At 47.3% G+C, this 25,411-nt stretch carries 27 protein-coding genes; 22 read left to right on the forward strand and 5 right to left on the reverse strand.

What is annotated here, in order from left to right; genetic code table 11:
- Positions 1–26 precede the first annotated feature (26 nt).
- Entirely contained in the window at positions 27–1,526 is a 1,500-nt protein-coding gene (locus tag AC4EHB_RS13800; protein ID WP_490981859.1) for a BCCT family transporter, read from the reverse strand.
- 378 nt (positions 1,527–1,904) lie between these two features.
- On the opposite strand from AC4EHB_RS13800, the gene AC4EHB_RS13805 reads away from it, so the two are divergent.
- The 9 genes from AC4EHB_RS13805 (at position 1,905) to AC4EHB_RS13845 (ending at position 8,776) form a co-directional block, all read left to right on the forward strand.
- Positions 1,905–2,537 (forward strand): 3D domain-containing protein, encoded by a 633-nt coding sequence (locus AC4EHB_RS13805; RefSeq protein ID WP_490981860.1) that lies wholly within the window; start codon positions 1,905–1,907, stop codon positions 2,535–2,537.
- 239 nt (positions 2,538–2,776) lie between these two features.
- Positions 2,777–3,523 carry a gluconate 2-dehydrogenase subunit 3 family protein gene (locus AC4EHB_RS13810; RefSeq protein ID WP_490976172.1) on the forward strand — a complete coding sequence of 249 codons (747 nt, stop codon included), beginning with the start codon at positions 2,777–2,779 and terminating at the stop codon, positions 3,521–3,523.
- Positions 3,524–3,541: 18 nt separating this feature from the next.
- Positions 3,542–5,251: a GMC family oxidoreductase gene (locus AC4EHB_RS13815; protein WP_490976171.1), complete on the forward strand. Its 1,710-nt coding sequence runs from the start codon at positions 3,542–3,544 to the stop codon at positions 5,249–5,251.
- A gap of 19 nt (positions 5,252–5,270) precedes the next feature.
- On the forward strand, positions 5,271–5,477 hold the full coding sequence (tatA, locus tag AC4EHB_RS13820; RefSeq protein WP_490976170.1) for a twin-arginine translocase TatA/TatE family subunit: 207 nt from the start codon (positions 5,271–5,273) through the stop codon (positions 5,475–5,477).
- Between the two features lie 10 nt (positions 5,478–5,487).
- Positions 5,488–6,354, forward strand: a complete 867-nt coding sequence (tatC, locus tag AC4EHB_RS13825; RefSeq protein ID WP_490976169.1) for a twin-arginine translocase subunit TatC — start codon at positions 5,488–5,490, stop codon at positions 6,352–6,354.
- Positions 6,355–6,537: 183 nt separating this feature from the next.
- Positions 6,538–7,011, forward strand: coding sequence for a GNAT family N-acetyltransferase (locus tag AC4EHB_RS13830; RefSeq protein ID WP_490976168.1), 474 nt, complete (start codon positions 6,538–6,540; stop codon positions 7,009–7,011).
- 96 nt (positions 7,012–7,107) lie between these two features.
- The gene (locus tag AC4EHB_RS13835; RefSeq protein WP_490981861.1) at positions 7,108–7,533 is read left to right on the forward strand and encodes an NUDIX hydrolase; all 426 of its coding nucleotides are present in this window, start codon (positions 7,108–7,110) and stop codon (positions 7,531–7,533) included.
- A 52-nt stretch (positions 7,534–7,585) separates the two neighbouring features.
- Positions 7,586–7,753, forward strand: a complete 168-nt coding sequence (locus AC4EHB_RS13840) for a hypothetical protein (RefSeq protein ID WP_490976166.1) — start codon at positions 7,586–7,588, stop codon at positions 7,751–7,753.
- 69 nt (positions 7,754–7,822) lie between these two features.
- Positions 7,823–8,776: a magnesium transporter CorA family protein gene (locus AC4EHB_RS13845; RefSeq protein WP_490981862.1), complete on the forward strand. Its 954-nt coding sequence runs from the start codon at positions 7,823–7,825 to the stop codon at positions 8,774–8,776.
- A gap of 7 nt (positions 8,777–8,783) precedes the next feature.
- Here AC4EHB_RS13845 and AC4EHB_RS13850 read toward each other — a convergent pair whose 3' ends face one another.
- Positions 8,784–9,092: a hypothetical protein gene (locus tag AC4EHB_RS13850; protein ID WP_490981923.1), complete on the reverse strand. Its 309-nt coding sequence runs from the start codon at positions 9,090–9,092 to the stop codon at positions 8,784–8,786.
- 212 nt (positions 9,093–9,304) lie between these two features.
- On the opposite strand from AC4EHB_RS13850, the gene AC4EHB_RS13855 reads away from it, so the two are divergent.
- The 3 genes from AC4EHB_RS13855 to AC4EHB_RS13865 all read left to right on the forward strand — a co-directional run bounded on the left by AC4EHB_RS13855 (position 9,305) and on the right by AC4EHB_RS13865 (position 12,016).
- Positions 9,305–9,442, forward strand: a complete 138-nt coding sequence (locus AC4EHB_RS13855; RefSeq protein WP_490981863.1) for a hypothetical protein — start codon at positions 9,305–9,307, stop codon at positions 9,440–9,442.
- Between the two features lie 96 nt (positions 9,443–9,538).
- Positions 9,539–11,173: a ribosomal protection-like ABC-F family protein gene (gene abc-f, locus AC4EHB_RS13860; RefSeq protein WP_490981864.1), complete on the forward strand. Its 1,635-nt coding sequence runs from the start codon at positions 9,539–9,541 to the stop codon at positions 11,171–11,173.
- Between the two features lie 84 nt (positions 11,174–11,257).
- Positions 11,258–12,016 carry an STAS domain-containing protein gene (locus AC4EHB_RS13865; protein ID WP_490981865.1) on the forward strand — a complete coding sequence of 253 codons (759 nt, stop codon included), beginning with the start codon at positions 11,258–11,260 and terminating at the stop codon, positions 12,014–12,016.
- A gap of 98 nt (positions 12,017–12,114) precedes the next feature.
- On the opposite strand, the gene AC4EHB_RS13870 is transcribed toward AC4EHB_RS13865, so the two are convergent.
- Positions 12,115–12,438 carry a winged helix-turn-helix transcriptional regulator gene (locus AC4EHB_RS13870; RefSeq protein ID WP_490976162.1) on the reverse strand — a complete coding sequence of 108 codons (324 nt, stop codon included), beginning with the start codon at positions 12,436–12,438 and terminating at the stop codon, positions 12,115–12,117.
- Between the two features lie 129 nt (positions 12,439–12,567).
- Here AC4EHB_RS13870 and AC4EHB_RS13875 point away from each other — a divergent pair, with 129 nt between their 5' ends.
- Positions 12,568–13,419, forward strand: coding sequence for a VOC family protein (locus tag AC4EHB_RS13875; protein WP_490981866.1), 852 nt, complete (start codon positions 12,568–12,570; stop codon positions 13,417–13,419).
- Between the two features lie 16 nt (positions 13,420–13,435).
- Here AC4EHB_RS13875 and AC4EHB_RS13880 read toward each other — a convergent pair whose 3' ends face one another.
- Positions 13,436–13,720, reverse strand: coding sequence for a hypothetical protein (locus AC4EHB_RS13880; protein ID WP_490976160.1), 285 nt, complete (start codon positions 13,718–13,720; stop codon positions 13,436–13,438).
- 199 nt (positions 13,721–13,919) lie between these two features.
- Here AC4EHB_RS13880 and AC4EHB_RS13885 point away from each other — a divergent pair, with 199 nt between their 5' ends.
- Together AC4EHB_RS13885 and AC4EHB_RS13890 are read left to right on the forward strand one after the other, a co-directional pair.
- Positions 13,920–14,747 carry a DUF368 domain-containing protein gene (locus AC4EHB_RS13885; RefSeq protein WP_490976159.1) on the forward strand — a complete coding sequence of 276 codons (828 nt, stop codon included), beginning with the start codon at positions 13,920–13,922 and terminating at the stop codon, positions 14,745–14,747.
- A 129-nt stretch (positions 14,748–14,876) separates the two neighbouring features.
- Positions 14,877–16,004, forward strand: coding sequence for a CAP domain-containing protein (locus tag AC4EHB_RS13890; RefSeq protein WP_490976158.1), 1,128 nt, complete (start codon positions 14,877–14,879; stop codon positions 16,002–16,004).
- A 40-nt stretch (positions 16,005–16,044) separates the two neighbouring features.
- On the opposite strand, the gene AC4EHB_RS13895 is transcribed toward AC4EHB_RS13890, so the two are convergent.
- Positions 16,045–16,875, reverse strand: coding sequence for an undecaprenyl-diphosphate phosphatase (locus tag AC4EHB_RS13895; protein WP_490976157.1), 831 nt, complete (start codon positions 16,873–16,875; stop codon positions 16,045–16,047).
- Between the two features lie 138 nt (positions 16,876–17,013).
- Between AC4EHB_RS13895 and AC4EHB_RS13900 the strand changes: the two genes are divergently transcribed.
- The 7 genes from AC4EHB_RS13900 to AC4EHB_RS13930 all read left to right on the forward strand — a co-directional run bounded on the left by AC4EHB_RS13900 (position 17,014) and on the right by AC4EHB_RS13930 (position 25,374).
- Complete coding sequence (locus tag AC4EHB_RS13900; RefSeq protein ID WP_490976156.1) at positions 17,014–18,093, forward strand: AI-2E family transporter; 1,080 nt, start codon at positions 17,014–17,016, stop codon at positions 18,091–18,093.
- A 217-nt stretch (positions 18,094–18,310) separates the two neighbouring features.
- On the forward strand, positions 18,311–18,754 hold the full coding sequence (locus tag AC4EHB_RS13905; protein WP_490981867.1) for a MarR family winged helix-turn-helix transcriptional regulator: 444 nt from the start codon (positions 18,311–18,313) through the stop codon (positions 18,752–18,754).
- Positions 18,755–18,757: 3 nt separating this feature from the next.
- Positions 18,758–21,385, forward strand: coding sequence for an MMPL family transporter (locus AC4EHB_RS13910; RefSeq protein ID WP_490981868.1), 2,628 nt, complete (start codon positions 18,758–18,760; stop codon positions 21,383–21,385).
- 102 nt (positions 21,386–21,487) lie between these two features.
- A complete protein-coding gene (locus AC4EHB_RS13915; protein WP_490981869.1) occupies positions 21,488–21,940 on the forward strand; it encodes a hypothetical protein in 453 nt (150 codons plus the stop codon).
- Positions 21,940–22,395: a GNAT family N-acetyltransferase gene (locus AC4EHB_RS13920; protein WP_490981870.1), complete on the forward strand. Its 456-nt coding sequence runs from the start codon at positions 21,940–21,942 to the stop codon at positions 22,393–22,395. Before AC4EHB_RS13915 ends, AC4EHB_RS13920 begins: the two co-directional genes overlap by 1 nt.
- A gap of 169 nt (positions 22,396–22,564) precedes the next feature.
- Positions 22,565–23,602, forward strand: coding sequence for a hypothetical protein (locus tag AC4EHB_RS13925; protein ID WP_490981871.1), 1,038 nt, complete (start codon positions 22,565–22,567; stop codon positions 23,600–23,602).
- A 128-nt stretch (positions 23,603–23,730) separates the two neighbouring features.
- On the forward strand, positions 23,731–25,374 hold the full coding sequence (locus tag AC4EHB_RS13930; RefSeq protein ID WP_490981872.1) for a serine hydrolase: 1,644 nt from the start codon (positions 23,731–23,733) through the stop codon (positions 25,372–25,374).
- The last annotated feature ends 37 nt before the right edge of the window (positions 25,375–25,411 follow it).

The following is a 25,411-nucleotide window of genomic DNA, read 5'->3' on the forward strand; positions in this document are numbered from 1 at the left end:
AAAATCAGCCGCGATGGCTGATTTTTTTATGTCCGTTTGCGTTTTTTGATGAGCGGATCCTTTTGAATGACTTTAAAGAATGAAACGCCCATCAGCAAGATGACAATCGAGAAGGGCAGGGCCGCAATGATCAAAGCGTTTTGCAATCCTTGCGTACCGCCTGTGTAAAGGACGATTGCGGCAACAGCCGCTTGGATGAGGCCCCATGTGATTTTAACAAGGTTAGGCGGATTCAGCATGCCGCCGGTCGTCTGCATGCCGAGCACGAATGTAGCAGAATCTGCCGAAGTAATGAAGAAGATGGCGATGACGAATAAGGTGATGAACGCCATCAATGTACCAAGCGGATAATGCTGTAGCATGCCGAATGTCGCTGTTTCAAGACTGTACTCGGAAATTTTGGCAATATTATTTTCTTCAAGGTTCAATGCCGATACGCCGAATACTGCGAAAAAGATAAAGCAGACCAACGACGGCACGAACAGCACGCCGACCATGAATTCTTTGATGGTGCGTCCTCTAGAAATGCGGGCGATGAAAATGCCGACAAATGGCGCCCATGAAATCCACCACGCCCAGTAGAAGACCGTCCAGGCGTTAACCCATCCGCGTCTTTCTTCATTGTTTGGCTCTATGTTGAAACTCATGTCGAAGAAATTGGTCATGTAGCCGCCGAGTGCGGCTGTGAACGAGTTGAGAATATAAAGGGTCGGTCCGGCAAACAGCATCAGCAATAGCAGGATGATGGCCAGCACCATATTAATGTTGCTCAAGTATTTGATGCCGCGTCCGATTCCGGACCACGCGGATCCGATGAATAGGATTGTCGAGACTCCCAGGATGAGAAGCTGGAAAGCGAATGTGTTCGGCGTACCGAAAAGGAACGACAGGCCTTCATTCAATTGGGCTGTCCCGAACCCAAGCGTAGAAGCGACGCCAATGACTGTCGCAAAGACCGCCAAGATATCCACTAGTTTGCCAGGGATGCCAGACATCGCTTTGTGTCCGAACAAAGGTGTCAACGTCGCGCTGATCAACCCCGGAGCGCCATTGTGGAATTTGAAATAGGCGAGTACCAATGCCACGATTCCATATACTGCCCAGGCGTGGATGCCCCAGTGGAAGAAAGAGAACTGAAGCGCTTCTGAAACGGCTTCTGGCGATCCGACTTCAGAGCGCGGGGCGCTAATGAAAGCGTGGGATATAGGCTCTGCAGTAGTCCAGAACACCAATCCCATTCCCATGCCCGCGCTGAACAGCATGGCGAACCAAGATGGCAAAGAAAACTCAGGCTCCTCATCCGGTTTGCCAAGCTTGATGTTCGCGTAGCGGGAAAAAATCATATAAATGCAGAACGCCAATATTAGGAACACGGTGACCAGGTAATACCAGCCGAACGTTTCGGAAATAGCAGCTGTCAGATTTCCAGTTGTTTCATTAAAGCCCTCAGGCGTGATAAACCCCCAAACTACAAAGCTTAGACAAAGCGCAAGGGAAACCCAGAAAACGATTGTCACTTTTTTCATTTTTCTTCCCCCTTTATTCTTGAAGTATATAAGTTGAACTAAAGATTTTGGTTATGGATGCGGAGTAAAAATAGCAGACACCAATAAGCTTTTTTATTTCTCCAAGTACTTACCCAGCGGAGCCGTGCCCAAATCGATGTTCACTAAGTTCCATCTTTAGTTCAATCCATATAAATATCTTAAACATTAGATTGTTCCCTCTCTTACATCCCCTAAACTATATTTTATCTAAAATGAATTTTCTGCTTCATTACAGACTGTAATATATATCACTTTTACGTAACGCAATTGATATTTTATATCCGACGTTCTGTCATCGTTCTGAAATGCTCAGGTGTTATGATGCTATTTGTTAGTGAAAAGGAGGAATTTCATTTTATGAAGAAGCAAATCGTTACACTAACTGCAATCGCAGTATTAAGTGTAGGCGCAGCAAGCACAGCTAGCGCTCATTCATCGTATACAGTAGAGTCAGGTGATACTCTTTGGGGTATCTCACAGAAAAATAACGTAACAGTTGATCAATTAATGGGTTGGAACGGACTGTCTTCCGATTTAATCTTCCCAGGACAAGATTTTACATTAGAAGCGGGTAATGCAGCGCCTAAACAAGCATCTGCACCAGCAGCAGCACCAGCAGCAGCACCAGCTAAAGCTCCAGTGCAAGCATCTGCACCGGCAGCAGCACAAGCAGCACCTGCTCCAGCAACTCAGCAAGCCGGCAAAGAAATGACAGTTTCAGCTACGGCTTACACTGCATATTGCGCAGGATGCTCAGGAACAACTGCTACAGGGCAAGACTTGCGTTCTAATCCGAACCAAAAAGTGATTGCCGTAGACCCGACTGTTATCCCACTAGGCTCTAAAGTTTGGGTTGAAGGATACGGAACTGCTATTGCAGGCGACACAGGCGGCGCGATTAAAGGCAATAAGATTGATGTATTCATTCCATCTCAAAGCGCAGCACTTGATTGGGGCCGTAAAAACATCACAATCAAAGTTCTAGACTAATATTTATAGCTATACAGCCGAGGTGAATCTTCCCTTGGCTTTTTATATGCAAAAAATACCCCTTACGAACCGCATCGGAAAGCTAGATGAAAATCTGCTTTCGGAATCGCAGTGCGTGAAGGGGTATTTTTTTAATATAGATATCAAATAATTTATGTTAATTCCGGTTAATGCTTTACATATGGTTAAATAAGCAATATTCTGAATAGTATATCTACAATCGATAAGGGGGTCTGGAAATGGCAAAAGAACAAAAGAACTATTCTAGGCGTGACTTTTTAAAGACTTCTGGCATTGCAGCCGGCGCTTTGATCGGCGGCGGCATAATCGGAGGGCTGATTGGCGCGAACGTCAATGACACCGCCGCCCCGGGACAAGCGCCAGTGACAGGTGAAGGCGGGGCTGCGGGCGGCGTAAGGGGGTTGATGTTCTTCAAGAATGACACGGAATTTCAAATCCTTGCGCAAGCGACAGAACGTATTTTTCCGGAAGATGATTTAGGTCCAGGCGCAATTGGCTTAGGTGTTCCATATTTTATCGATCGCCAGCTTGCCGGGGCGTACGGAGAAAACTCCAAAGAATACATGCAAGGGCCATTTCTGGAAGGCGAAATGACCCAGGGCTATCAAAGTCGGCTGAAACGGAACGAAATGTTCCGCCAAGGCTTGCAAATTATGCAACAAGAGGCGCAATCGCGTTTCAATGCCAACTTCGTGGACATAGAAGCCGGGCAAATGGATGAAATCTTGACGGCATTCCAGGAAGATGAGATTCAAATGAGCGGCGTCTCCGCGCTGTTCTTTTTCCGCCTCTTGCGGATGGCAACGCTCGAAGGAGCTTATGCCGACCCTATCTATGGTGGGAATCAGAATATGGAAGGCTGGAAGATGAAAGGGTTCCCGGGACATCAGGCAGCCTATATCGATGATATTGAAAGCGAAGATTTCGTCGAGATCGAACCCCATTCACTGGGGATGAAAAATTAAGTTAAAGGGGGGACTGCAATGGTCACAACTTTGGATAAAGTCGATGTGGTCACAGTTGGCGTGGGTTGGACAGGCGGCATCATCGCTGCAGAATGCACCAAGGAAGGCTTGAAAGTAGTAGGCCTTGAACGCGGAAAAGAACGTAGCACAGAAGACTTTTCAATTGTCCACGATGAATTTCGCTATGCTGTGCGCTATGAACTGATGCAGGATCTATCAAAAGAAACTGTCACGTTCCGCAATAACCGCAATCAGCGCGCGCTTCCGATGCGGCAGATGGGGTCTTTCCTGCTAGGCGAGGGGCTTGGCGGTGCAGGAACCCATTGGAATGGGCAAAATTGGCGTTTTCTGCCTTATGATTTCCAGATCAAGACGATGACCGAGCAAAAATATGGCAATAAACTATCAGCTGACTACCTTTTGCAGGATTGGGGCATCACTTACGATGAACTAGAACCTTATTTTGATCGCTTTGAAAAAACGGCTGGCATATCGGGTGAGGACAAAAATCCATTTTGGGGCAAGCGCTCCAGCGAATACCCGACGCCGCCGATGAAAAAGACACCAATTCTGAAAAAGTTTGAGACAGCGTCAACGAATCTTGGATACTCGCCATTCATGATTCCGTCAGCCAACCTTTCAGAGGCGTACGAAAATCCGGATGGACAACAGATTAATGCCTGCCAATACTGCGGTTTCTGCGAACGATTCGGCTGTGAATACGGGGCCAAGTCTTCACCTGAAATCACAGTTGTGCCTGCGGCGCGCGAAACGGGAAATTATGAAATCAAGTTCAACGCGAATGTTGTAGAGGTCATGAAAGAAGGCGATAAAGTCACGGGGGTCCGTTATATTGATACCATCACTTTTGAGGAATTCATCCAACCGGCGGAAGTGGTCGTGTTAACCAGCTACATGCTCAACAATGCCAAATTGCTGATGGTCTCGCAAATTGGCGAGCAATACGACCCCGCCACCGGGAGAGGGACGCTCGGAAAAAACTACGCTTATCAGATTCTTCCAGGAGCGAGTGGATTTTTTGATGAACAGATGAACACGTTCATGGGGGCGGGCGCGCTCGGTATGACCGTCGATGATTTTAACGGAGACAACTTCGATCACAGTGATTTGGATTTCATCCACGGCGCCAGTTTATCCATTACTCAGACTGGAAGCCGGCCGATTCTCTTCAACCCGCTTCCGCCAGACACGCCTTCGTGGGGAGCGGAATTCAAAAAAGCTTCCATCGAAAATTTCACGCGGACATTGGGGGTAGGCGGACAAGGTGCTTCGATGCCGCATAAAGAGAATTACTTGGCTCTAGATGGCACTTATAAAGATATCTACGGAGTTCCGTTGCTGCAGATGACTTATAATTTCACCGACCAGGATCGTGCACTGCATTCCTATTTAACGGAAAAAGCGACCGAAATTATGCAGGAAATGGGCGCGAAAACAGTGGCAGGCGGCAATCCGATATCGGATTACGATATTATTCCTTACCAGACAACGCATAATACCGGAGGCACGATTATGGGAGCCGATCCGGCGAACAGCGTCGTCAATAACTATTTGCAGCATTGGGACATGGAGAATTTATTTGTTGTCGGTGCAGGGAATTTTGCGCATAACGGCGGCTATAACCCGACAGGCACTGTCGGAGCATTGGCATACCGTTGTGCAGAAGGAATCATCAATTACAGTAAAAACGGGGGATCTCTCGTTTAAATGAAGGAGGAAAAGCAATATGGGTGGATTATCTTCAATTGGGGTACCAGGATTGATCATTATTCTGGTCATTGTCCTTATTTTATTTGGGCCGAAAAAGCTGCCGGAAATTGGCGGAGCTGTCGGCAAGACTTTTTCGGAATTCAAACGCTCCACTAAAGGGCTGATGGATGATGACGAAGAGCCTGTAGCGAAGAAAGAAGAGCAAAAATCCGAAAACTTATGAAGGTGGTTAAATGGATCCGTATGGAGAACGCAAATTAATCAGTCCGTTGTCGAAAAAGAATGTGGAACTTGAGAAGCCTCATGAACAAGAGATGCCGACCGTCCAACAGCTTTCCAATGAGCCGCCGCAGAAACCGCCGACTTCAGAACCGCCTCCACAAGAAGACCATGTAGAGTCGCTGATTGACCATTTGGGCGATTTGCGAAAACAGCTGATCAAAAGCCTGCTGGTTTTCGGCTTCTTCCTGATCGTCGTTTTCTCGACGTTGAATTTCTGGTTTCCTTATGTGGTAAAAGGGCATGACCTCGTCATTCTGGGTCCGCTTGAAGTCATCAAGTTCTATACATCGATTTCTTTGACGCTGGCACTCGGCTTGTCGCTTCCATTCCTTTGCCATTTCTTATGGCAGTTTGTCAAACCCGGATTGAAAGAAGAAGAATCGAAATTCATCGGCCTGTATTCTCCGGCAATGTTATTGCTTTTTATACTGGGAGTTGGATTCGGTTATTTTATCGTCAACCCGCTGAGCTATCAATTTTTGGTCGGCCTCGGCGCAGCCAATTTTGCGGTGATGATTTCAGCGAGCGAATACATCCATTTCCTGATCATGACAACAATCCCGCTGGGCCTGTTGTTTGAAATGCCGATTGTGGCGTTGTTCCTGTCATCGATCGGGTTGCTGACGTCAGAATCAATGAAAAAAGTAAGGAGATGGTCGTATCTGGTCCTGGCGATCGTTTCAGCATTGATTACGCCGCCGGACTTTATCAGCCAGCTTTTGGTGCTCATTCCAATGGCGGTGCTATACGAAACGAGCATTTACATCGTCCGGAAAATGGAAGGGCGCAAGGCGAACGTGGAATCTTCCGCCGTTTAATCCGTTGTATGAACATGGGCCTGCACAGAAAATTTTGTGCAGGTTTTTTGTATGGGATTTACTTAGTTTGAACAAAAGGTGAAAAACAAGAAAATTCTGATATTATAGTGGCGCCCGTCGATTATTTTCTATACACTGAAAGAGGAACGGCAGCAAGCATAGACCAGGATGAGGAGGAGCGGCATGAAACTTGAATTGAAAGAAGTCACAGATTTAAAATCAGTCGATGTCTCAAAATTGGTGGAAGAAAGTGAAGCGGAAGGGTACCGCTTTTTACGGCGGCTTGTCGACCAATACGAAGACGGGACAAATACATTCAATAAAGAAGGCGAAATCTTATACGGGGCATGGGATCAGCATGGCCACTTAGTGGCAATTGGCGGCATAAACCGGGATCCTTATTCAGATAAAAACGGTGTTGGGCGGCTGCGGCGGTTTTACATTTCGCCGGGGGCGCGCAGGCAAGGGATTGGAACGAAGCTCTTGAAAAAAATCGTCGATCACGCGCGCAGCCATTTCAAGGAAATTGTTGTGAGGACAGATTCGGCGAACGCTGACGCTTTTTACCGGGCCAATGGCTTCTCGGGAGACCTTGGACTTCCGGATGCGACCCACGGTCTTACATTGGATAGCCAATATTCGAAAACAATGCAATGATATGAAAAGCGGCTTGCTAGTAGGAGTCGCTTTTTAGTATGTTAAAGGGAAAAGAAGATCTCTCTAGATCGATAAAGAAGCAACGGAGGAATAATGATGGAAATGTCCAATTGGCAAGGCGCAGCCGGAATATGCGTCAATGATAAAAATGAGGTACTGCTTGTACAGCAGAATATGCCTGAAGACGATGACAGGAAATGGGGCGTCCCTGCAGGCGGGGCAGAACCAGGGGAAAGTTTGAGCGCGTGCTGTGAGCGGGAGTTTTTTGAAGAGACGGGTTTGATTGTCGAAGTGAAAGAGGAATTGACTGTAAAAAAAGGGGAATACGAAAATTCGGCTATATCATTCGAAGTGCATTATTTCCGTGTGGAAGTAACGGGCGGAGAAATCAATGTCGAAGATCCGTTCGGGTTGATATTGGACGTCGCCTGGAAACCTGTCGCTGAGCTGGCTGATGTGAACATGGCTTACCCGGATGACCGGGCTTTAATCGAGGCATTGCTGAAAACTGAAAAGGATTAAAAATGAGTGGAAAGGGTATTTTAAGGCTAACCGAAAGTTGAGGAGGGAGCATATGAAAAAAGGCAAGGAAGAGCATGAAGGGGAAGAACTAATTCCAGAAGTTGAACCGCGCCGCGATATGCCTGAAAAGAAAGAAATAGATCCCATGCCTGACCGTGACTTGGAATACAAAGAAAATTCGAATGAAAAATATAAAGATCAGCAGCCTCGAAAAGAATAAAACAAGCCGTTTTTCGGCTTGTTTTTTTCGATAAGAATGGAATTTTGGAGCATCAAAGGGGGAGAGAATATGCCGCAATACAAATTTAAAAACGTGGTATGGCAAGAAGAAGGGGCAATTGGCGACGAGGCTTTCCTAAAATTCCTGCCTGACCATTACAAAATGCATTCGTGGATCAAGGATTCCGAAGATTTAGTGGTGAATATCCTCCACAACGATACAGTTGAACAAGGCCGCGAAGGCATTTGGGGATCGCTCATCTACCGGCAAAGCCAGCATGATAAAGGGGAACTGGATGTATTCCACTTCTATTTGTCGAGGGATATCCTGGTGACGAACCAATTGGATTTTGAGAGAGATGCCGACTTGAACAAAGAAGCCCTGCTGAAACAGATGGAAGCGTCCGCCACCACCATCGAACTGATGATGGTATTACTTGGGCATATGGTCAGCTCCATTCTCCATAAGATCGACCAGTTCGAAGAACGATTACGCAATCTATTGTGGGAAATCAGTGAAAAGAATGAAAGCAAAACTTTGGATAAAATATCGGTTCTGCGGCATGAAATCCTGTTGTGGAAACATCTGATCCAAGGTTTTGCGGAGATCAAAATGGCCATTCCGGAAACATTCGGGCGAGATGTCCATAACGGTATCGAGTTTTATCGCACGTCGCAGGGGATTGAACGCTGCGTCATTTTAGTGAATTCCTATCATGAAGAAATTAAGAACATGGTGGACATGGAGAATGTGGTCGCCAACTACCGTGGGAACGAAATCATCAAAACGCTGACGGTTTTAACAACCCTTTTTACCCCGGCGATGGCTTGGGGAGCGATATGGGGCATGAATTTCAGGAATATGCCTGAACTTTATTGGACCTTCGGCTACTTGGTGTCGCTCGTCATCATAGTCGTTTCAACAGGAGCACTCTATCTTTTCTTCAAAAGAAGAGGGTGGACCGGCGATATTTTAAAAGCGAAAAATCCGGAATTGAGTAAGCCGAAAAAAAGCGGGGAATAGCTCCCCACTAATAATGCGCTTTATCTTTTTCAAGCTCTTCCAGAAGCTCGGTATAGCGCTGGAGATCCTGATTTCCGTGTTTTTCAATATAATCAACTACTTGGTTCTTCAAGTCTTTCCGCAGGCGTTCCACAGCAACCAGCTTTTCTTTCATTGACTGGCGCTTCCACAATTCAGCTTCTTTCACATCTTCCATTTTTTCCAGCAAATCAATTTCCGCCAGCAAAACGAGAGCTTCCGTTTTCTTGTCTTCGTATTTCTTCAATGCTTTCTCCACTTTTCGTGTGTTGTTGTCAAAAGCGATTCTTGAATACATGGACACGGTATCCGCCGCCTTTCGCCTTTTATTATCGTTATTTCCCTTGTTGCCCTTATTTTAATCCTTTATCCAGCTGTTTTGAACGAGCTCTGTAAGTAAAAGGTCAAAAGGTAAGGTTATTTTCGAAAAAAATAAAAATTCTGAATAATCGTTGACGGAAAAAACCCTTTCCCTTATGATTAAGGAAATGAAACGAGGAGGTGGGTATGATGATTCGAACTGGTAAGCGCATGACTGAATGTCAGGAATATCTTTACATTCTTCATGGCGTTACTTTCACTAAAAAACATGCACAGGATAAGTCTGTCCTTTTTCAGCTAACTGCATGGAGTGAAAATAACCAGTAAGAGACATCTGCCTGCAATCGGATTTAAGCAAAAGGCATGCGTCCCTGCATGCCTTTTTGTATTGCGCGCGTCTCTTCAACCGAAAGGAAGAGAACGATGATAATTAGCCAATTCCAACAAATCATGTGTCATTTTGCAAATCAGAAATTATTTAATCATATAAAAGGGGAAGTCCCTGAAGGGCAGAGAATCGGCCTTGTCGGACGCAACGGTGAAGGCAAAACCACCTTGCTCAACGTGCTTGCAGGAATCCTCCAGCCCACAGAAGGTGCCGTCACTTGGAAGAAAGGCTGCAGCGTCGGTTTGTTAAAGCAATCACCGGATGAAGAACCGGATTGGACGGTCGAGCAGCTCCTTCAAACGGCGTTTGCCGAATTGTTAAAAACACGGGAACGCTTGGCTGAAATGGAAAAGGGGATGGAAACAGCATCGTTGGAAGAGATGGAGCGCATTTTGGGCAAATACGGCGTATTGCAAGAAGAGTTTATGCTGCATGGCGGCTATGACATCGATATGCGGATCGACCAAGTGCTGAACGGCCTAAAAATCAAGCAATTGAAAAACGAATTATTGAGGCATCTGAGCGGTGGCGAACGGACCAAGGTCGCTTTGGCGAAACTTCTGCTGCAGGAGCCGGATCTACTGCTGCTTGATGAACCGACCAATCACCTTGATCTGGAAGCGATCGAATGGCTCGGCTCGTTCATTGCCCATTACAAAGGGACGATCGTCATGGTTTCCCATGACCGCTATTTCCTGGATGAAGCAGTAACGTGCATTTGGGAGCTGGACCAAGGCGACCTGATCCATTACAAAGGCAATTACTCGGCATACGTCAAAGAACGGGATGCCTGCCTGTTGATCGAGTTCCAGCAATATCAGGACCAGCAGAAAAAAATCAAAAAAATGAAAGAAACCATCAAACGTTTGAAAGAATGGGCAAACCGCGCCAATCCACCAAATGCCGGCATGCACCGGCAGGCGAAAAGCATCGAGAAAGCGTTGGCGCGTATTGAAATGCTGGACCGCCCTGTGTTGTCAAAAAAACAGATGGCGCTCGATTTTCAGATGGCAGAACGAAGCGGCAAAGACGTCGTGCGCTTGGAAGGGGTCTGGAAAGAGTTCGGCGACAGGCTGTTGTTTCAAGAAGTGGATTTGCATGTGCGTTTCGGGGAACGTGTGGCGGTAGTCGGCTCAAACGGCACAGGAAAAACAACGCTGCTGAATATGGTTCTGGGAAGTGAAGAGGCGGATTGCGGAAATATTCTGCTGGGAAGCGGGCTGTCGGTCGGCTACCTATCGCAGCATACGCTCGAAATGGATAATGGGCGTACCGTCATTGAAGAATTCCGTGACGCAGTGGCGGTCTCTGAATATGATGCAAGGCCCATACTCGCTAAATTCCTGTTTTTCGGCAATATGGTATTTCAGCCCGTCCGCCAATTGAGCGGCGGAGAGCGCATGCGCCTCCGTCTTGCACAGCTTATGCACTTGGACCACAATCTATTGATTTTGGATGAGCCGACGAACCATTTGGATTTGGAAGCGAAAGAAGTGATGGAAGAGGCGCTCAGCGGATTTCCAGGAACCATCATCGCGGTTTCGCATGACCGTTATTTCCTGGATAAATTATTCCCAATCACGTATTGGCTCAGCCATCAATCGATCGAGCGCTTTGATGGCAATTATTCATTCGCTAAAGAAAAAAAGAAGGCCGCATCGGTGACATGAAAGTGCCGCAAAAAGTGGCGCATACGCCGGAAGGTATGGGATACTGAATAGAGATGGAAAAAGAGGAATAGGTAAGGTGAATATATGACCGCAATCGGGACAATACCAGACAATATATCTTTGCTGAATGCACTGGATCATATTGGGGAAACGATTATAATCGCTGACGACACTTATACAATACGCTGGATGAATACGGAGGCGCATCGGCTGTTGTCGGGCGTCGTCCCTTTATATGGCATTGAGGATTGCCGAGAATTGATTGGCATGAATATGGACGATTTCCATTTGCAGCCTGGCCGCCAGCGGAAGTTGATGGACGGGCTGACGGAAGGGCATCGTGCCCGCATCAACATCCGCAATGCCGTTGTTACGGACATCGTCATCACTCCGATCAAAGCCAGCGACGAAATTGCCGGATACATCGTCATGCTGATGGACGTAACCACGCAAGCTGAAGAACTAAAACGCAGTGAACAGCTGATCAAAGACCTGTCGATCCCGATTTTGAACATATGGGAGAAGACGATTGCATTGCCGCTGATCGGCGAGTTCGACAGAAACCGTTCCGATGAATTACTGGTGACTGTGCTTATGGAATGTTCCAATAAAAATATTGAGTACGTACTGCTCGATTTGAGTGGCATTACGGAATTCGAAAACGAAATTCGTTACCAGATTCAGATGATGACTGATAGTTTGAAACTGATTGGAACCCAATGCATCTTGGTGGGAATCAGCCCGAAGCTCGCGATGTCCATTGTCGTACTAGAAAGCGGCACCCCGATCTTCAGCACGGCGCACGCCGGCCTAAAGCACATCATGGAGCAGCAAGCTCTCTGATCCAGGATTTCCATTTTAGGACGCTTAAATCAAAGAAAACTGCTCGAACAAATAATGGGCGAGAAAAAACAGCTTATCCTTTTAGCGGATAAGCTGTTTTATTTTGCGTTAACGGGTTCCACCCATTCCTGCGACCAATCCTGAATGGCATCCATGACCGGTTTTAAGGAAAATCCTTTTTCAGTTAGCTCGTATTCAATCCGGACGGGCGTTTCCGGATAAACTTTTCGTGTGACGACACCGGCTGCTTCAAGGCTTTTCAGGCGCTCAGACAATAGGCGTCCGCTTATACCGATTACTTCGGTCAAGTGGCTGAATCTTTGAGGGCCATTTAATAGTTGGTATATGATCAAGCCTGTCCATCGTTGGCTGAGAAGTGAAATCGCAGATTCGAAACGCGGGCAAATAATAGTTGTATCCATCCTTGTCACCCCTTTCGTTTATAATAACACAATTACCTTGTGGATTAAAGGAATTTAGTTACTTGACACATTAAGGTTCCTAAAATATAATTGGTTACATAAAGTAACTAAATTGGAGGCTATAATATTATGCATTTTCATGAAAAACCTATCACTTATGTAGGGGAAGTCGGTCTGAAGGTTCTTGATCTAAAAGCAATGGTCGAATTCTACCGCGATATTATCGGGTTTGAAGTGCTCGAACATTCAGTGGATTCAGCGGTTCTTGGAGCGGGAGGCAAAAGCTTGTTAAGGCTTGAGGGAGTGGATGGGCTAGAGGAGAAAGACCAGCGCTACGCAGGCCTTTATCATTTTGCCATTCTATTGCCAAGCCGAGAAGACTTGGGTAGAATACTGATTCATCTTCACAATAAAGGCGCACGTTTGGGTTCATCGGACCATTTAGTAAGTGAAGCGTTATATTTAAGTGATCCGGAGGGCAACGGAATTGAAATTTACCGCGATCGCGAACCCGAAGAGTGGGATTGGAACGGCAGTGAAGTGGCGATGACGGTTGATCCGATTGATGCGGCTGGCCTTGTCCAGGCTGCAGAGAGCGCAGGAACGGCTTGGCAAGGCACGCCTGCAGAAACCGTCATGGGCCATATTCATCTTCATGTAGCGGATTTGGCAAAAGCGAAAGATTTTTATGTCAATGCTCTGGAATTTGAAGTGGTGTCATCACTGGGGGGGCAGGCGCTGTTCCTGGCTGACCACAAATACCACCATCACATCGGGCTGAACGTCTGGAACGGCACCGGCATTCCGGCGCTTCCGAGGGAAAAAGCGGGACTAGGCTACTACACACTGGTACTGGCAGACGAAGAAAAGCGGCAGCGCATTGCGGAACGGCTGCGTGCACTTGGCGCAACAGTTGACGAACGCGGCGGATATGTTGAAACTGCCGATCCATCGGGCAATATCATCCGATTGACGATATAGGAAAAGGCTGGCTCTATCAATCAGAGCCAGCCTTTTTTTGCGTAAAAGCCGGATTTTCACAGCTCTTGCCGTTGTTCAGGGAGAAATCGAATTTAAGCATTTCCGGACGCTCACTCGATGAAGCTGAGGATGGCAAGCTGAGTGCCGGATCTGCTGCATGGTTTTGCCGCGTTTCCATATATGCGTACATTCTCTCTTGTTTTTTCAGTTCTTCAAGAGGATTGTCTGAGAAAGATAAAAGGATTAAGCCGAATGCCGCGACGATCAAAGTGATGCCCAGAAGTGAAAGGAAGCCCTTCATAAAGATAACCTCCGCCTTTTTAGAGTTGCTGATAGTAAGGACGCACCATCAGCTACGAGGTTCCCTGTAGAAGCTTAAATTCCAGTTTTGGACATAGAGTGGAGAAAACTGCCGGTTAGTTCCATTTTTAGGGTGAGTTTCTCTTCGACTAACGCTATAATCAAGGAAGGAAACTTTATTTGATAAGGAGATTTGAATAATGGAATGGAAAAATATATACCGCGGCATTTTGATGGGCATCAGTGATTTGATACCTGGTGTCAGCGGAGGTACAATCGCATTTATACTTGGAATCTATGACCGGTTATTGTCTTCCATCAGCGGATTTTTCAGCCGCGAATGGAAACAACAATTGGGCTTTCTCGTCCCACTGGGCCTCGGAATCGGCATTACGCTCCTGGCTTTCAGCCGGGTCATCGAATATCTGCTTCACCAGCATTACGAAGCGACCCAGTTCTTTTTCATGGGATTGATCTTAGGAGTCATCCCTTACATCATGAAACAGGCGGAAGTTAAAAAGAATTTCACCCGCCGCCATTTGTTCATTTTGATTGCGATCGGCGCAGCGCTTGCCGCTACTGCCTTTATTCAAACGAATGACAATGTCGAACCGATCACCAGCTTGAGCGTCCCGATTTTCTTCCTGCTGTTTTTCTCCGGCTGGCTTGCCAGCATGGCGATGCTGCTTCCAGGAATCAGCGGCTCGTTCATTCTGTTGCTGCTCGGCGTTTATTCGACCGCCATTAACGCGCTGTCGACGCTTAACATTCCGATCGCCATGGCAATCGGCGCCGGTGTTATTGCCGGATTTATCGTCAGCAGCAAAGCGATTCAGTATTTGCTGGAGCATTTTACATATGTCACGTATGCTGCGATCATCGGCTTGATAGTAGGGTCGTTGTTTGTCGTCTTCCCTGGTTTTTCATCAGATCCCGGCACACTTGCGCTAAGCGCCGCCACTTTCACGGCCGGCTTGGTCTTCACGTTGTTGTTCAGCTCACCTAAAAAAACCACTATCACAGATTAATGACTTGCTGCTGCAGCCCTTGGAAAATCCTTTTGCCGATAACGTAAAAGGGTTTTTCTGTATCGAAAAAGCTTAATGCTTTCTGGAAATCGCGTTTCCATTTAAACTGAAGAAAAAGGGGGGATATGCTTGCGGAAATTATTTTGGCTGCTGATTCTGCTAGTGCTTGTTTTTATGGCGCGGCCCATATGGGAAGACAAAGCAAGTGAATATGTAGACCTTGGTTTTTTGGCGCCGATTGACCGGGCGGTGGATCAGGTCAAAGAGGGTCCGGCGATTGAAAACGCGTTAACTCAGGCTAAACAATTCACGCTACAACTAGGCGGCCAGCTGCAGTCATTTGTCGCAAGCAGTTCCGCGGAAATGCCCATAGCGGTTTCTAAACCGGCTCTTGATGAAACACAATCGCTATTTGCTGTCCACAACGTTACGCTTGGCATGACGAAAGAAGAGGCGCAAGTGAAAGTGGGCCTGCCGCTTCGGTTGATGCGCAATGAATATGGCACTGATTGGCATAGCTACCACCAGGATTATCAAAACTATGTATTGCTTTCATATGACCAGGAAGGCAAAGTAAACGGCATGTTCACCAATCAGGCGCTCATTTCCTCTACGAGGGGGATAACGATGCAGTCGAAAAGAGCTGAAGTTCGATCGGCACTTGGCATTCCGCTTAAAAGCCTGCAAAAAGGGAACGTCCAGTACATTCTGGATACACGGGAAGAATACGACGTTTTTAAAATCGACTCCATCTATATCACTGTATTCTACGATATTCATGAAGAGAATACAGTGACGGCTATCCAAGTGATCGACGGCGGACTTGAAGAAAACCGTCCACAGATTTATGCGGAGCCGAACGATGAAGTGCGTGAAGGATATGAATATCTGTTATTTGAGTTGACAAACTCGGCGCGCATCCAGCGAGAGCTGCCGCTCTTGAAATGGGATGAGGCGGCGAAAGAAACTGCACGCAAACATAGCGAAGACATGGCCGACAATAAATACTTCAGCCACACGAATTTGGAAGGCAAGTCGCCATTCGATCGCATGGGCGATGACGGAATCACATTCTTTGTTGCAGGCGAGAATTTAGCATATGGGCAGTATAGCAGTATCTTTGCGCATGAAGGACTGATGAATTCGCTGGGACACCGGGAAAACATCGTCAAACGGGATTTCGGCTATCTTGGAGTCGGAGCAGCATTCAACTCAGACAAGCAGCCGTATTTTACAGCCAACTTCTTTAATCGATAAAAAAGCACGGCCATCATTCCAGATGGCCGTGCTTTTTTCATCAGTTCAATACGAGCCATGCCAAGATGACAAGCGGCCCTACGATAAAGCAATAAAGTGCAAAATACTTCAATTGCCCTTTGGCCATAATATTCATGAACCACTTTAAAGAAAAATAGGAAGCGACAAGCGATCCTAAAAACGCCATTATGTATGGTACAGCCATTTGGCTGAGATTTGGATCGTTGACAATGTCGCTGATGCTTAGGACAGCGCCGCCAAGGCTGATCGGGATGAACAGCAAAAACGAGAAGCGCAATGCGGTTTCCTGGTTGATGCCGCGGGCCATGGCCGCAACGATGGTCGCACCGCTGCGGCTGATGCCGGGGATGAGCGCAACAGCCTGCGCACCCCCGATAATCAAAGCGTCTTTTACAGACAAGCTTCCATCTTTCCGCTTCCCCCGCATATTGCGGATCAGCCAGAGCCCTACTCCGGTGATGACCAAAGTTGTTCCGACCGTCGCGACGGATGACAGCAATTCATCGATGGCATCCTGGAACAGTAATCCGATGATGGCTGCTGGAATGGTCGCAATAATCAGGTAGAGCAGGAACATAAAATCTCTTTTGTTTTCTTCATTCTTGACCGTGAAATACATGAAGCCGTGGGTGACTAACCGACGGATATCAGTGCTGTAAATGATCAACACAGCTATAAGCGAGGCGCTGTTGACAAGCAACGCGAATGTTGACGTGCTTCCTTCGATTTCTACACCTAAAAAATATTGTGCAATGAGTAAATGCCCGCTGGAGGAAATCGGGATAGGTTCCGTCAGCCCTTGGAATAAACCCAGCAGCAGAAATTTGAGTGTCAGCCATAATTGTTCCATCGAATACCTCCTCCGTTATGGCGATTTTGGAGCCAACTATTCTTGACGTTCATGAGCAATAAAAGTTCGCTCGCTAAAAAGGACGCATTTCGTGATATATTGGGTATACTCAAATGTAAGAAAGGGAGTGAGCTTTTTTTGACTAGTAAACTCTGGTTTCAAGTAGGAATTGGAATTATCCTTGCTTTAGTCATTATTCGATTATTCATAGAGGTCCAAGACTTATTTGATCCATTATTCATCATTGCACAAACTATTTTTGTGCCCTTGCTATTGGGAGGGGTGCTGTTTTATCTGAGCCGTCCGCTTCTCCACTTATTGGAGAAGAAGAAATTTCCCCGCTGGTCTGGGGTTCTCGTCATTCTTCTGTTGATCATCCTGGTGTTTTATCTGCTTTACGCCATGGTAGGCCCGATGGTTTCCAAACAGGTGAATTCACTGGTCGACAACGCACCTGGCATTGCTGCAGATGTTGAAGAATACGGCATGTACTGGTTTAACCAGCGCGATCGCCTGCCGGATTCAATCGAAGAACAGATCAATGGCATGCAAGGGAAAATCGGGGAATGGGCAGGCAATATAGGATCTTGGCTGCTGGCATTCCTGGGAAGTTTCATCTCCGGCGTATTCACGCTTGTGCTGGTCCCGTTCTTCTTGATTTACTTATTGCTCGACCACGATAAATTCGCGCCGTTTATGGCCGGATTTTTCAAAGGCGAACGCAAAACATGGATTCGCAAAACCTTGAGCGATATCGATGCAACGCTGCAAGCCTATATCCAAGGCCAGTTGTTTGTCAGTTTCCTGGTCGGCATCATGCTGTTGATCGGCTACTTGATCATCGGTTTGGAATACGCGCTGCTCCTCGCGCTCATCGGCATGGCAACAAACGTCATCCCGTTCCTTGGGCCATACATCGCGGTCATTCCGGCGATTATCATTGCACTGGTGCAAGAACCGATCATGGCAGTTTATGTGATGATCATCATGCTTATCGCGCAGCAGGTCGAAAGCAACCTGATCACGCCGAAAGTGATGGGCAGTGCGCTTGACGTTCACCCGTTGACAGTCATTACAGTAATTTTGGCTGCAGGGAATATTGCTGGCTTGTGGGGGATCATTCTGGCGATTCCGGTTTACGCCGTTCTGAAAACCATTGCCAAGAACATTTACGCACGCCGCAGAGACATTAGGCATACAGCTACGAAAGAAGTGTAACGCGAAGGTCTCAAGATGGACCTATGTCCATAACATAAGAGGGAGAATCGTTTTTCTTCAAGCCGCCGATAAGCTTTCGGCGGCTTTTTTCTATTCATCAGGACGAAAGAAAACTGAAGTTCGTCGGCTGTGAATTTTTTTGTCCCTCTCGATCTTTTGTCTTGACGTAAAATAGTTTACCCCCTAAACTGTTATTTAGTTGAGGGGGTAAACTATTATGGACACTAGAATTAAAGAAGCGGTGGATTTATTCACGGAAGTAATGGTTTATGGCACCGAACGTGTCATAAAGTCGATTGACGATCCGTTATGGAAAGAATATTCACCTGAACAAATGCAAATGCTCAAACTGATCAGCAGGGAGCAGCGGATCACGTCAGGCAGGTTGGCGGTCCTCCAGGCAGTACATAAAAGCGCCATTTCAAGCCGCATCAAAAAGCTGTTGGAAAAAGGGCTGATCCAGATTGTTGAAACGCCGAACCGCAGGGAAAAGGTGCTCGAACTTACCCCGAAAGGCGAAGAGGTGCTGTCGGCATCGGATACCGTGCTGACGAATTACATTGAAAAACTATTCGGCCAACAAATCGATGATGAAGAAATCGACCAGTTCCTGGCGACGTTCCGCAAGCTGAAAGATATTATCAAAACGGATGGAGTGTAAAGGATGCATACAATATTGAAATTGAAATGGCCAATCATGATCGGTCTGATCGTCTTAACGGTGGCTTTGTTCCTGTTGGCGCCGAATTTAACGGAACAGGCGGAACAAGCGGGATCGTTCCAGCTTTCAGAACAAGCCTCTTCCCAGCAGGCAGCGACCATTTTAGCGGAAGCAGGGGCTTCAGCTCAGACAATTTCGCTGGTCATGCCGCTTGAAGGCGAATTGGATGACCTGATGCGTGAAACACTATCGGGTATGGTTGTGAATATCGAAGCGCTTGGCGATCCTGTCACAGGTGTGCTGAATCCGGTTGAAAGCCCGGAACTCGAAGGGCAATTGGTATCGGAAGACGGTAAGACAGTTTTGATGCCGGTAACGGTCGACGGCACGGATGAAGAAGTTAATGCAGTTGCTGCAGATATCCGCGAGTTGATTGTTCCGAAAGGCATGACCGCTTATGTTACCGGTGAAGCCATTATTAATAATGACGTGAACATCAGTGCGCAGGAAGGCTTGAAGCGCACGGAAATCATCACGGTTGTGTTGATCTTCGGCTTATTGCTTGCAGTTTTTCGGTCTATCGTCACCCCGTTTATACCGCTCGTGGCAGTCGGCATCTCTTATCTGCTGAGCCAATCGATTGTGGCGTTCTTCATTGACTGGTTCGGGTTTCCGGTGTCGAATTACACACAGATTTTCCTCGTGGCGATTCTTTTCGGAATCGGGACGGATTATTGCATCCTTCTTTTGAGCCGCTATAAAGAAGAATTATCAGCGGGGCATAGCGTGGAAACATCAATTGTCAATACTTACAAAACTGCCGGCCGTACATTGTTGATCAGCGGAGCAGCTGTATTTATCGGGTTCTTTGCCATCGGTTTTGCGGAATTTCCGATTTTCAAATCTGCTGTTGCAGTAGCAGTTGGGATTTTCGTCCTGCTCATTGTACTGTTCACAGTCGTGCCATTCTTCATGGCTTTGCTCAAGCATAAATTATTCTGGCCGGCAAAAAAATCGGCTTCGCATAAAGACAGTAAATTATGGATCTGGATGGGCAAATTGTCAATCAACCGCCCATTGCTGTCGATGCTTGTTGTAGCAGCCATTACGGTACCGTTATTATTCACATACGACAATGCATTGTCTTTCAATACAGTCGATGAAATCGGTTCAGAATACGAATCGGTCAAAGGCTTGCGCGCCATAGAAAATGGCTTCGGAAAAGGGGATTCCCTGCCGGTTGAAGTGATTATCGAGTCGGATGAAATTTTGGCTGAAGAAGCGATTGTGCCATATTTCGAGTCGCTGAGTTCAGAAATAGAAAAAATTGAAGGTGTTGAGGCGGTCCGGGCAATCACGCGCCCGACCGGAGAGGTTATTGAAGACCTATACGCCGATCAGCAAATCGGCTCCTTGGCGGAAGGCCTGGAAGAAGCGCGGGACGGCTTGGGCGAGGTGGAGTCGGGTCTGGCTGATATCGAAACCAATTTGTCCGGCATCAGTGCGCAAGCGGGAGACGCTGGCGGATTAGGTGAAGCTGCAGCAGGGCTTGGGCAAGTGAACGCTCAGCTGGGCCAAGTTTCACAAGGTCTGCAACAGACAAGCAATATTCCACAGACTGTCGGGGCATTGACGCAAATCAGCGCCGGGCTGGTGCAAGTCCAGCAAGGGCTGTCAGATGCAGCAGGCCAAACGGGCGAACTCGGCTCCGGCTTGACGCAGCTGGCAGATGGAGTCGGTGCTTCGAATGCAGGCTTGCTGCAAATCCAGGATGGCTTAACAGAAGCTGTGGCGATGATGGCGGATATGAGTGAAAGTGAATCTGTCCGCGCTACAGGGCTATTTATCCCGGAAGGCACCTTGGATAATGCTGATTTTGAGCAAGTCTTGGAACGCTATACCTTTGCGGATGGCAATGGCGTTAAAATGGAAGTTATCTTAGCGGATGACCCTTATTCACCGGAAGCCATTGAAACAACGGCTGCAATCAAAGCTGCTGTGGAGCGCAGTATTGTCGATACGCCACTGGAACAAGCAGACATCGCATACGGTGGCATCGCTAGCATCAACAGCGACTTGCAGGATGTATCGTCGAGTGACTTCAGCAAGACTGTGCTCATCATGCTGGTCAGCTTGTTCGTCGTATTGGCGTTGATGTTCCGTTCGCTGATCATGCCACTTTACATGATCGGTTCATTGCTTTTGACGTATTACACGTCAATCGCGATTGCTGAACTGATCTTCGTCAATGCCCTTGGCTATGACGGCATCAGTTGGGCTGTCCCGTTCTTCGGTTTTGTCATGCTGGTAGCTCTTGGCGTCGACTATTCCATCTTCCTGCTGGACCGTTTCCGTGAAGAGTCGGAAAATGGCATCAGCGTCCGGGAGGCCATGCAAATCTCCATGGCGAAGATGGGGACGGTCATCATCACGGCAGCCATTATCCTCGCCGGGACTTTCGGCGCTATGATGCCTTCAGGCGTCCTCAGCCTTGTCCAGATCGCGACAATCGTCATCACCGGGCTGCTTTTATACGGCTTGATCGTATTGCCGCTTCTGATACCGGCAATTTCGGTTTCATTCGACCGCGGCGTTTGGTGGCCATTCAACATGAAAAATCGTACAAAATAAGAGAGATGCTGCCTTCGGGCGGCATTTTTCTGTTTAATGGGGGAATGGGCCATGCCGTGGTATACTAAAAATATATTGACTAAATGAAACGGGGTTTCCAACGTGCTTACATTTGAAGAAAAACTGAAAATCATTGAATCGTTTCCAGACCTGACACGCAAAGACGTGTCGATGAAACGCGTGAACTTCCATTACGAAGATAGCCTGTACGACAAGAAAATCGTCGTCTACCATCTCCATCCAACCGGCAACGGCTTTGTTTATGTCGGCAACTTGCCGCAATACAAAGCGGACAATAAAGGTTTCGTCAACATCCGCGATTTCTCGGAAAAAGAGCTGCACAGCATTGTCGCTGACTCAATCGATTACCTGTCGCTTGAACCGGAGCCGCCTTACGACAAGACATGGACAAACCGGGAAAATGAAAAATTGGACCTGGTCTACGAAGAGCCGTTCTGGAATCTTTACACGGGCAAGAACCTCGAGGAAACCTTCGGCACGTTTAGCGATGCAGAAGACTACCTGCTCGAACAAGGGTTCAAAGAACCGAAATAATGGACATCCGGCTGCTCGGAAAAGAAAAGCCGCTGCCAATGGAGTTATTGCTTGAAGCGGATCCTTCAGAAAAATTGGTCCGTTCGTATTGCGCTGAAAGCCGGGTCTACGTCTTGGAAAATAGCGAAGGCTTTACCGGAGCGCTCGTTCTCTTCCCGTTGGAAGAAACCGTGATCGAGATCAAAAACATTGCGGTGGCTGAAAATGCTCGCGGCAAAGGGCTTGGAAAAAAATTGATCTTCCATGCTTTAGCAGAATCCAAACGCCTGGGGTTTCGCAAAGCTGTGATCGGCACTGGCAATTCAAGCCTTGGCCAGCTGGCGCTATACCAAAAATGCGGATTCCGGATGGTGTCCATAGACCGCGGATTTTTTCTAAGAAATTACCCGGAGCCGATTGTCGAGAACGGCATCCCATGCGTGGACATGGTCCGGCTTGAATACGAATGGCTTTGAAACTCTTCCGTATGTGGAAGGGTTTCTTTTTATGCAAAAAAATAAAAAGAGGCAAGGTATTGATGGCAATGCTGCATCATCAGAAAAAGAAGAATTAGCTTTATTAAAATAAAACTTGCGCTTTAAAGTAATTTTAATTACTATTAAAAGTAATAATAGGAGGGATAATATGGATGAAATCAGATTGAATTGTGCTTTATTGAGAAAACGTGTCCCCAATTTAACAACGGCTGCAAAAGAGGCCGGGATTCGATCTGCGACTGTATCAAACCTTTGCACCGGTAAAATCGATTTGGGGAAAGCGGAAGTCAAAACGCTGGTAGGCCTTGCAAAATTGGCGAATTGCACAGTTGATGAATTGATCATTCGAGGGGAGAAGATGAAAATGATTGAGACGCAGATTAAAGCATTTGATTTTTTCGCACCGCTTGTCAAAGGCGGTACAACGGGGATTGTGGCAAGACCCGGAATGGGGCAGCTCGTCATCATCGCAGAATTGCTGCATCGCTTCAAAGGATCAGAGCTTAAAACTGTGTATTGGATGCCTGAAAGCCTCCATCCGGAACTTGAAGGCATCGTGGAGCTGGCAGACCATGCAAGCAGCTCGGTCACAGAAACCTTGGATCTTTTAAAGCGATACGGAGACAATGCAGTGCTCGTCACCGATAAAGGGCGCATCGATGCAGGACAATTATTCGAGCTGCAGGACGGCTTGCAAGGGCAAGCCGTAACGACGCTATTGGTAGATCTTTCCGGCGAAGTGGTTGACGATGATTTTCCGTTCGGTCCGCTGGAAACGCTGTGGCAATTAGATGCGGATTTGGCGGCGCGGCATCAATACCCTGCTTTAAGTCCGCTGCAGTCAGCTTCCTCAATTCTCGAAGAAGCAGAGGTGAGTGAACGGCATCTGCAGCTTCGTCAGCGTGTACAAAAAACTTTACGCCGTTACCGTGAATTGCGTTCAATCGCGGCAGCCCATGGAATAGAGCGGATTCCACAAAGCGAAAGGGAAATCTATCACAGAGGCGAGCGGCTTGAAGCGTATTTCACCCAGCCTTTGTTTGTAGCAGAAGAGTTCAGCGGGAAAAAAGCGGCATCGGTTTCGCTGCAAGAAACATTGGCTGGAGCGGAAGCGATTTTGGCTGGGGCGGCTGACGGCCGAGACTTGTCAGAACTGCAATATACTGGAGCATTAAAAGGGGCATGATGCTCCTTTTTTTATTGTCCGAAAGATGGGATTAGCGCGAGTCCGACAACGGGATGGCCAGAATAGTTTGATGTAAAAAGAGGAAAAATGGATAAACATTCGGTATGCTAATAGCAAGAGGTGATTTCATGTTCAAGAAAGTGACCTTATTTACAGACCGATTAGAAGAAATGAAGGGATTTTACGAATACCAGATGGGATTCCGGATTGTCGAAGAAGACAATGGCAGCTTCACATTGGCGATTGGCAGCTCCACCTTGATCTTTAAAGAATCGGAGCGGAAAGCTGTCTACCATTTTGCATTCAATATTCCCGGCAACCAGTTCACGTTAGCCAAAAGCTGGGCTGCTTCGCGGGTTGCGCTGAACCGGCAGGAAGGCATGGACGAAGTTTTCTACGCCAACTTTAATGCCGACGCCTTCTACTTCCAGGATCCCGGGGGCAATGTCGTTGAATTTATCGGCCGTCGGAACGTTGACCGGATGGGCGACTTCACGATAGACTCCTTGCTCAACATCAGTGAAGTGAGCATCACGACGCCGTTCGTTGAAAGGGTCGGGGAGCAGTTGGAGGATATGGACATTCCGGTGCGCGGCAATAAAGGGATTGAAGCGAAAGCATTGAATTTTCTCGGGCAAGGCGATGCTTTCATTCTGCTGGTGGCTCCAAAGCGTGTATGGTATTTTTCAAAGCAAAAAAGCGAGGTTCATCCATTGGCAATTGAGCTGGTGGATGGGCGCCAGATTGAAATTGACGGAGAAGGGCATTTTTTGGAGACGCGCCCGTCCAAGCCTGTTGAAGAAGAGCTTGAGAACATACGGTTTTCGGGTATTGTTCTGCTGAAAAAAAATCAGCTTTGGACGATTGCTAAAGGCTTTGCAGATCGCGCAAATGAAAGGCCGAATTCGCTGGGCACCCGTTTTGCCATCGCATCTGGCTGCAAAATCTTCACGGCTGTGGCGATATGCCAATTGGTTGAAGAAGGGAAGCTTACTTTTGAAGACCGTCTGTCGTCATTGCTGCCGGAAGCATTTCCTCATTTCGATGTGACACTGCATCAATTGCTGACACATACATCTGGAATTCCGGATTATTTCGATGAAGAGCAAAACGGCAGCTTTGAAGGGCTCTGGGAAATACATCCGATGTATTTGATGAAATCTGCTTCGGATTTCATACCCCTTTTCCATAAAAAAGAGATGCTTTTTCAACCGGGCGAACAATTCCAGTATAATAACGCCGGATTTATCGCTCTAGGACTGGTGGTTGAGAAAATGACAGGGCAGCCGTTTACAGAGGTTGTAGAACAACGGATTTTTGGGCCGGCGGGCATGGCAGGCTCCGGGTATTTCAGCCTTGACCAACTGCCTTCTGAAACGGCCTATGGCTACATTGGTGAAGCCGACTCCTGGCGGACGAACCATTATGCGGTTCCAATTAAAGGCGGACCGGATGGCGGCGCTTTCGTAACAGCGGGGGACATGATTTTGTTCTGGGAGCGTTTAATGGACGGGTCGCTGGTGTCCGAGGAGATGCTTGCTACGATACTTAAGCCGCATGCATCGAGCCGTTACAATGATTATGGCTACGGCGTCTGGATTTCGCGTGACGGCGAGCAAAAATACTTTGTCACTGGAGGGGATCCGGGCGTCAGCTTCCAGTCAGCCTATTATACTGAAACTGGAGCTATCCTTGCTGTGTTATCCAATCACAGCGAAGGAGCAGATGAAGCGAGGAAACTTGTTGAACGGTCATTGATTGAACAAAAATGACATCGGTTATCTAATTTAAAATGGGGTGAAGGCATGG

The sequence above is a fragment of the Planococcus sp. TJ-302 genome (genome assembly GCF_058268455.1).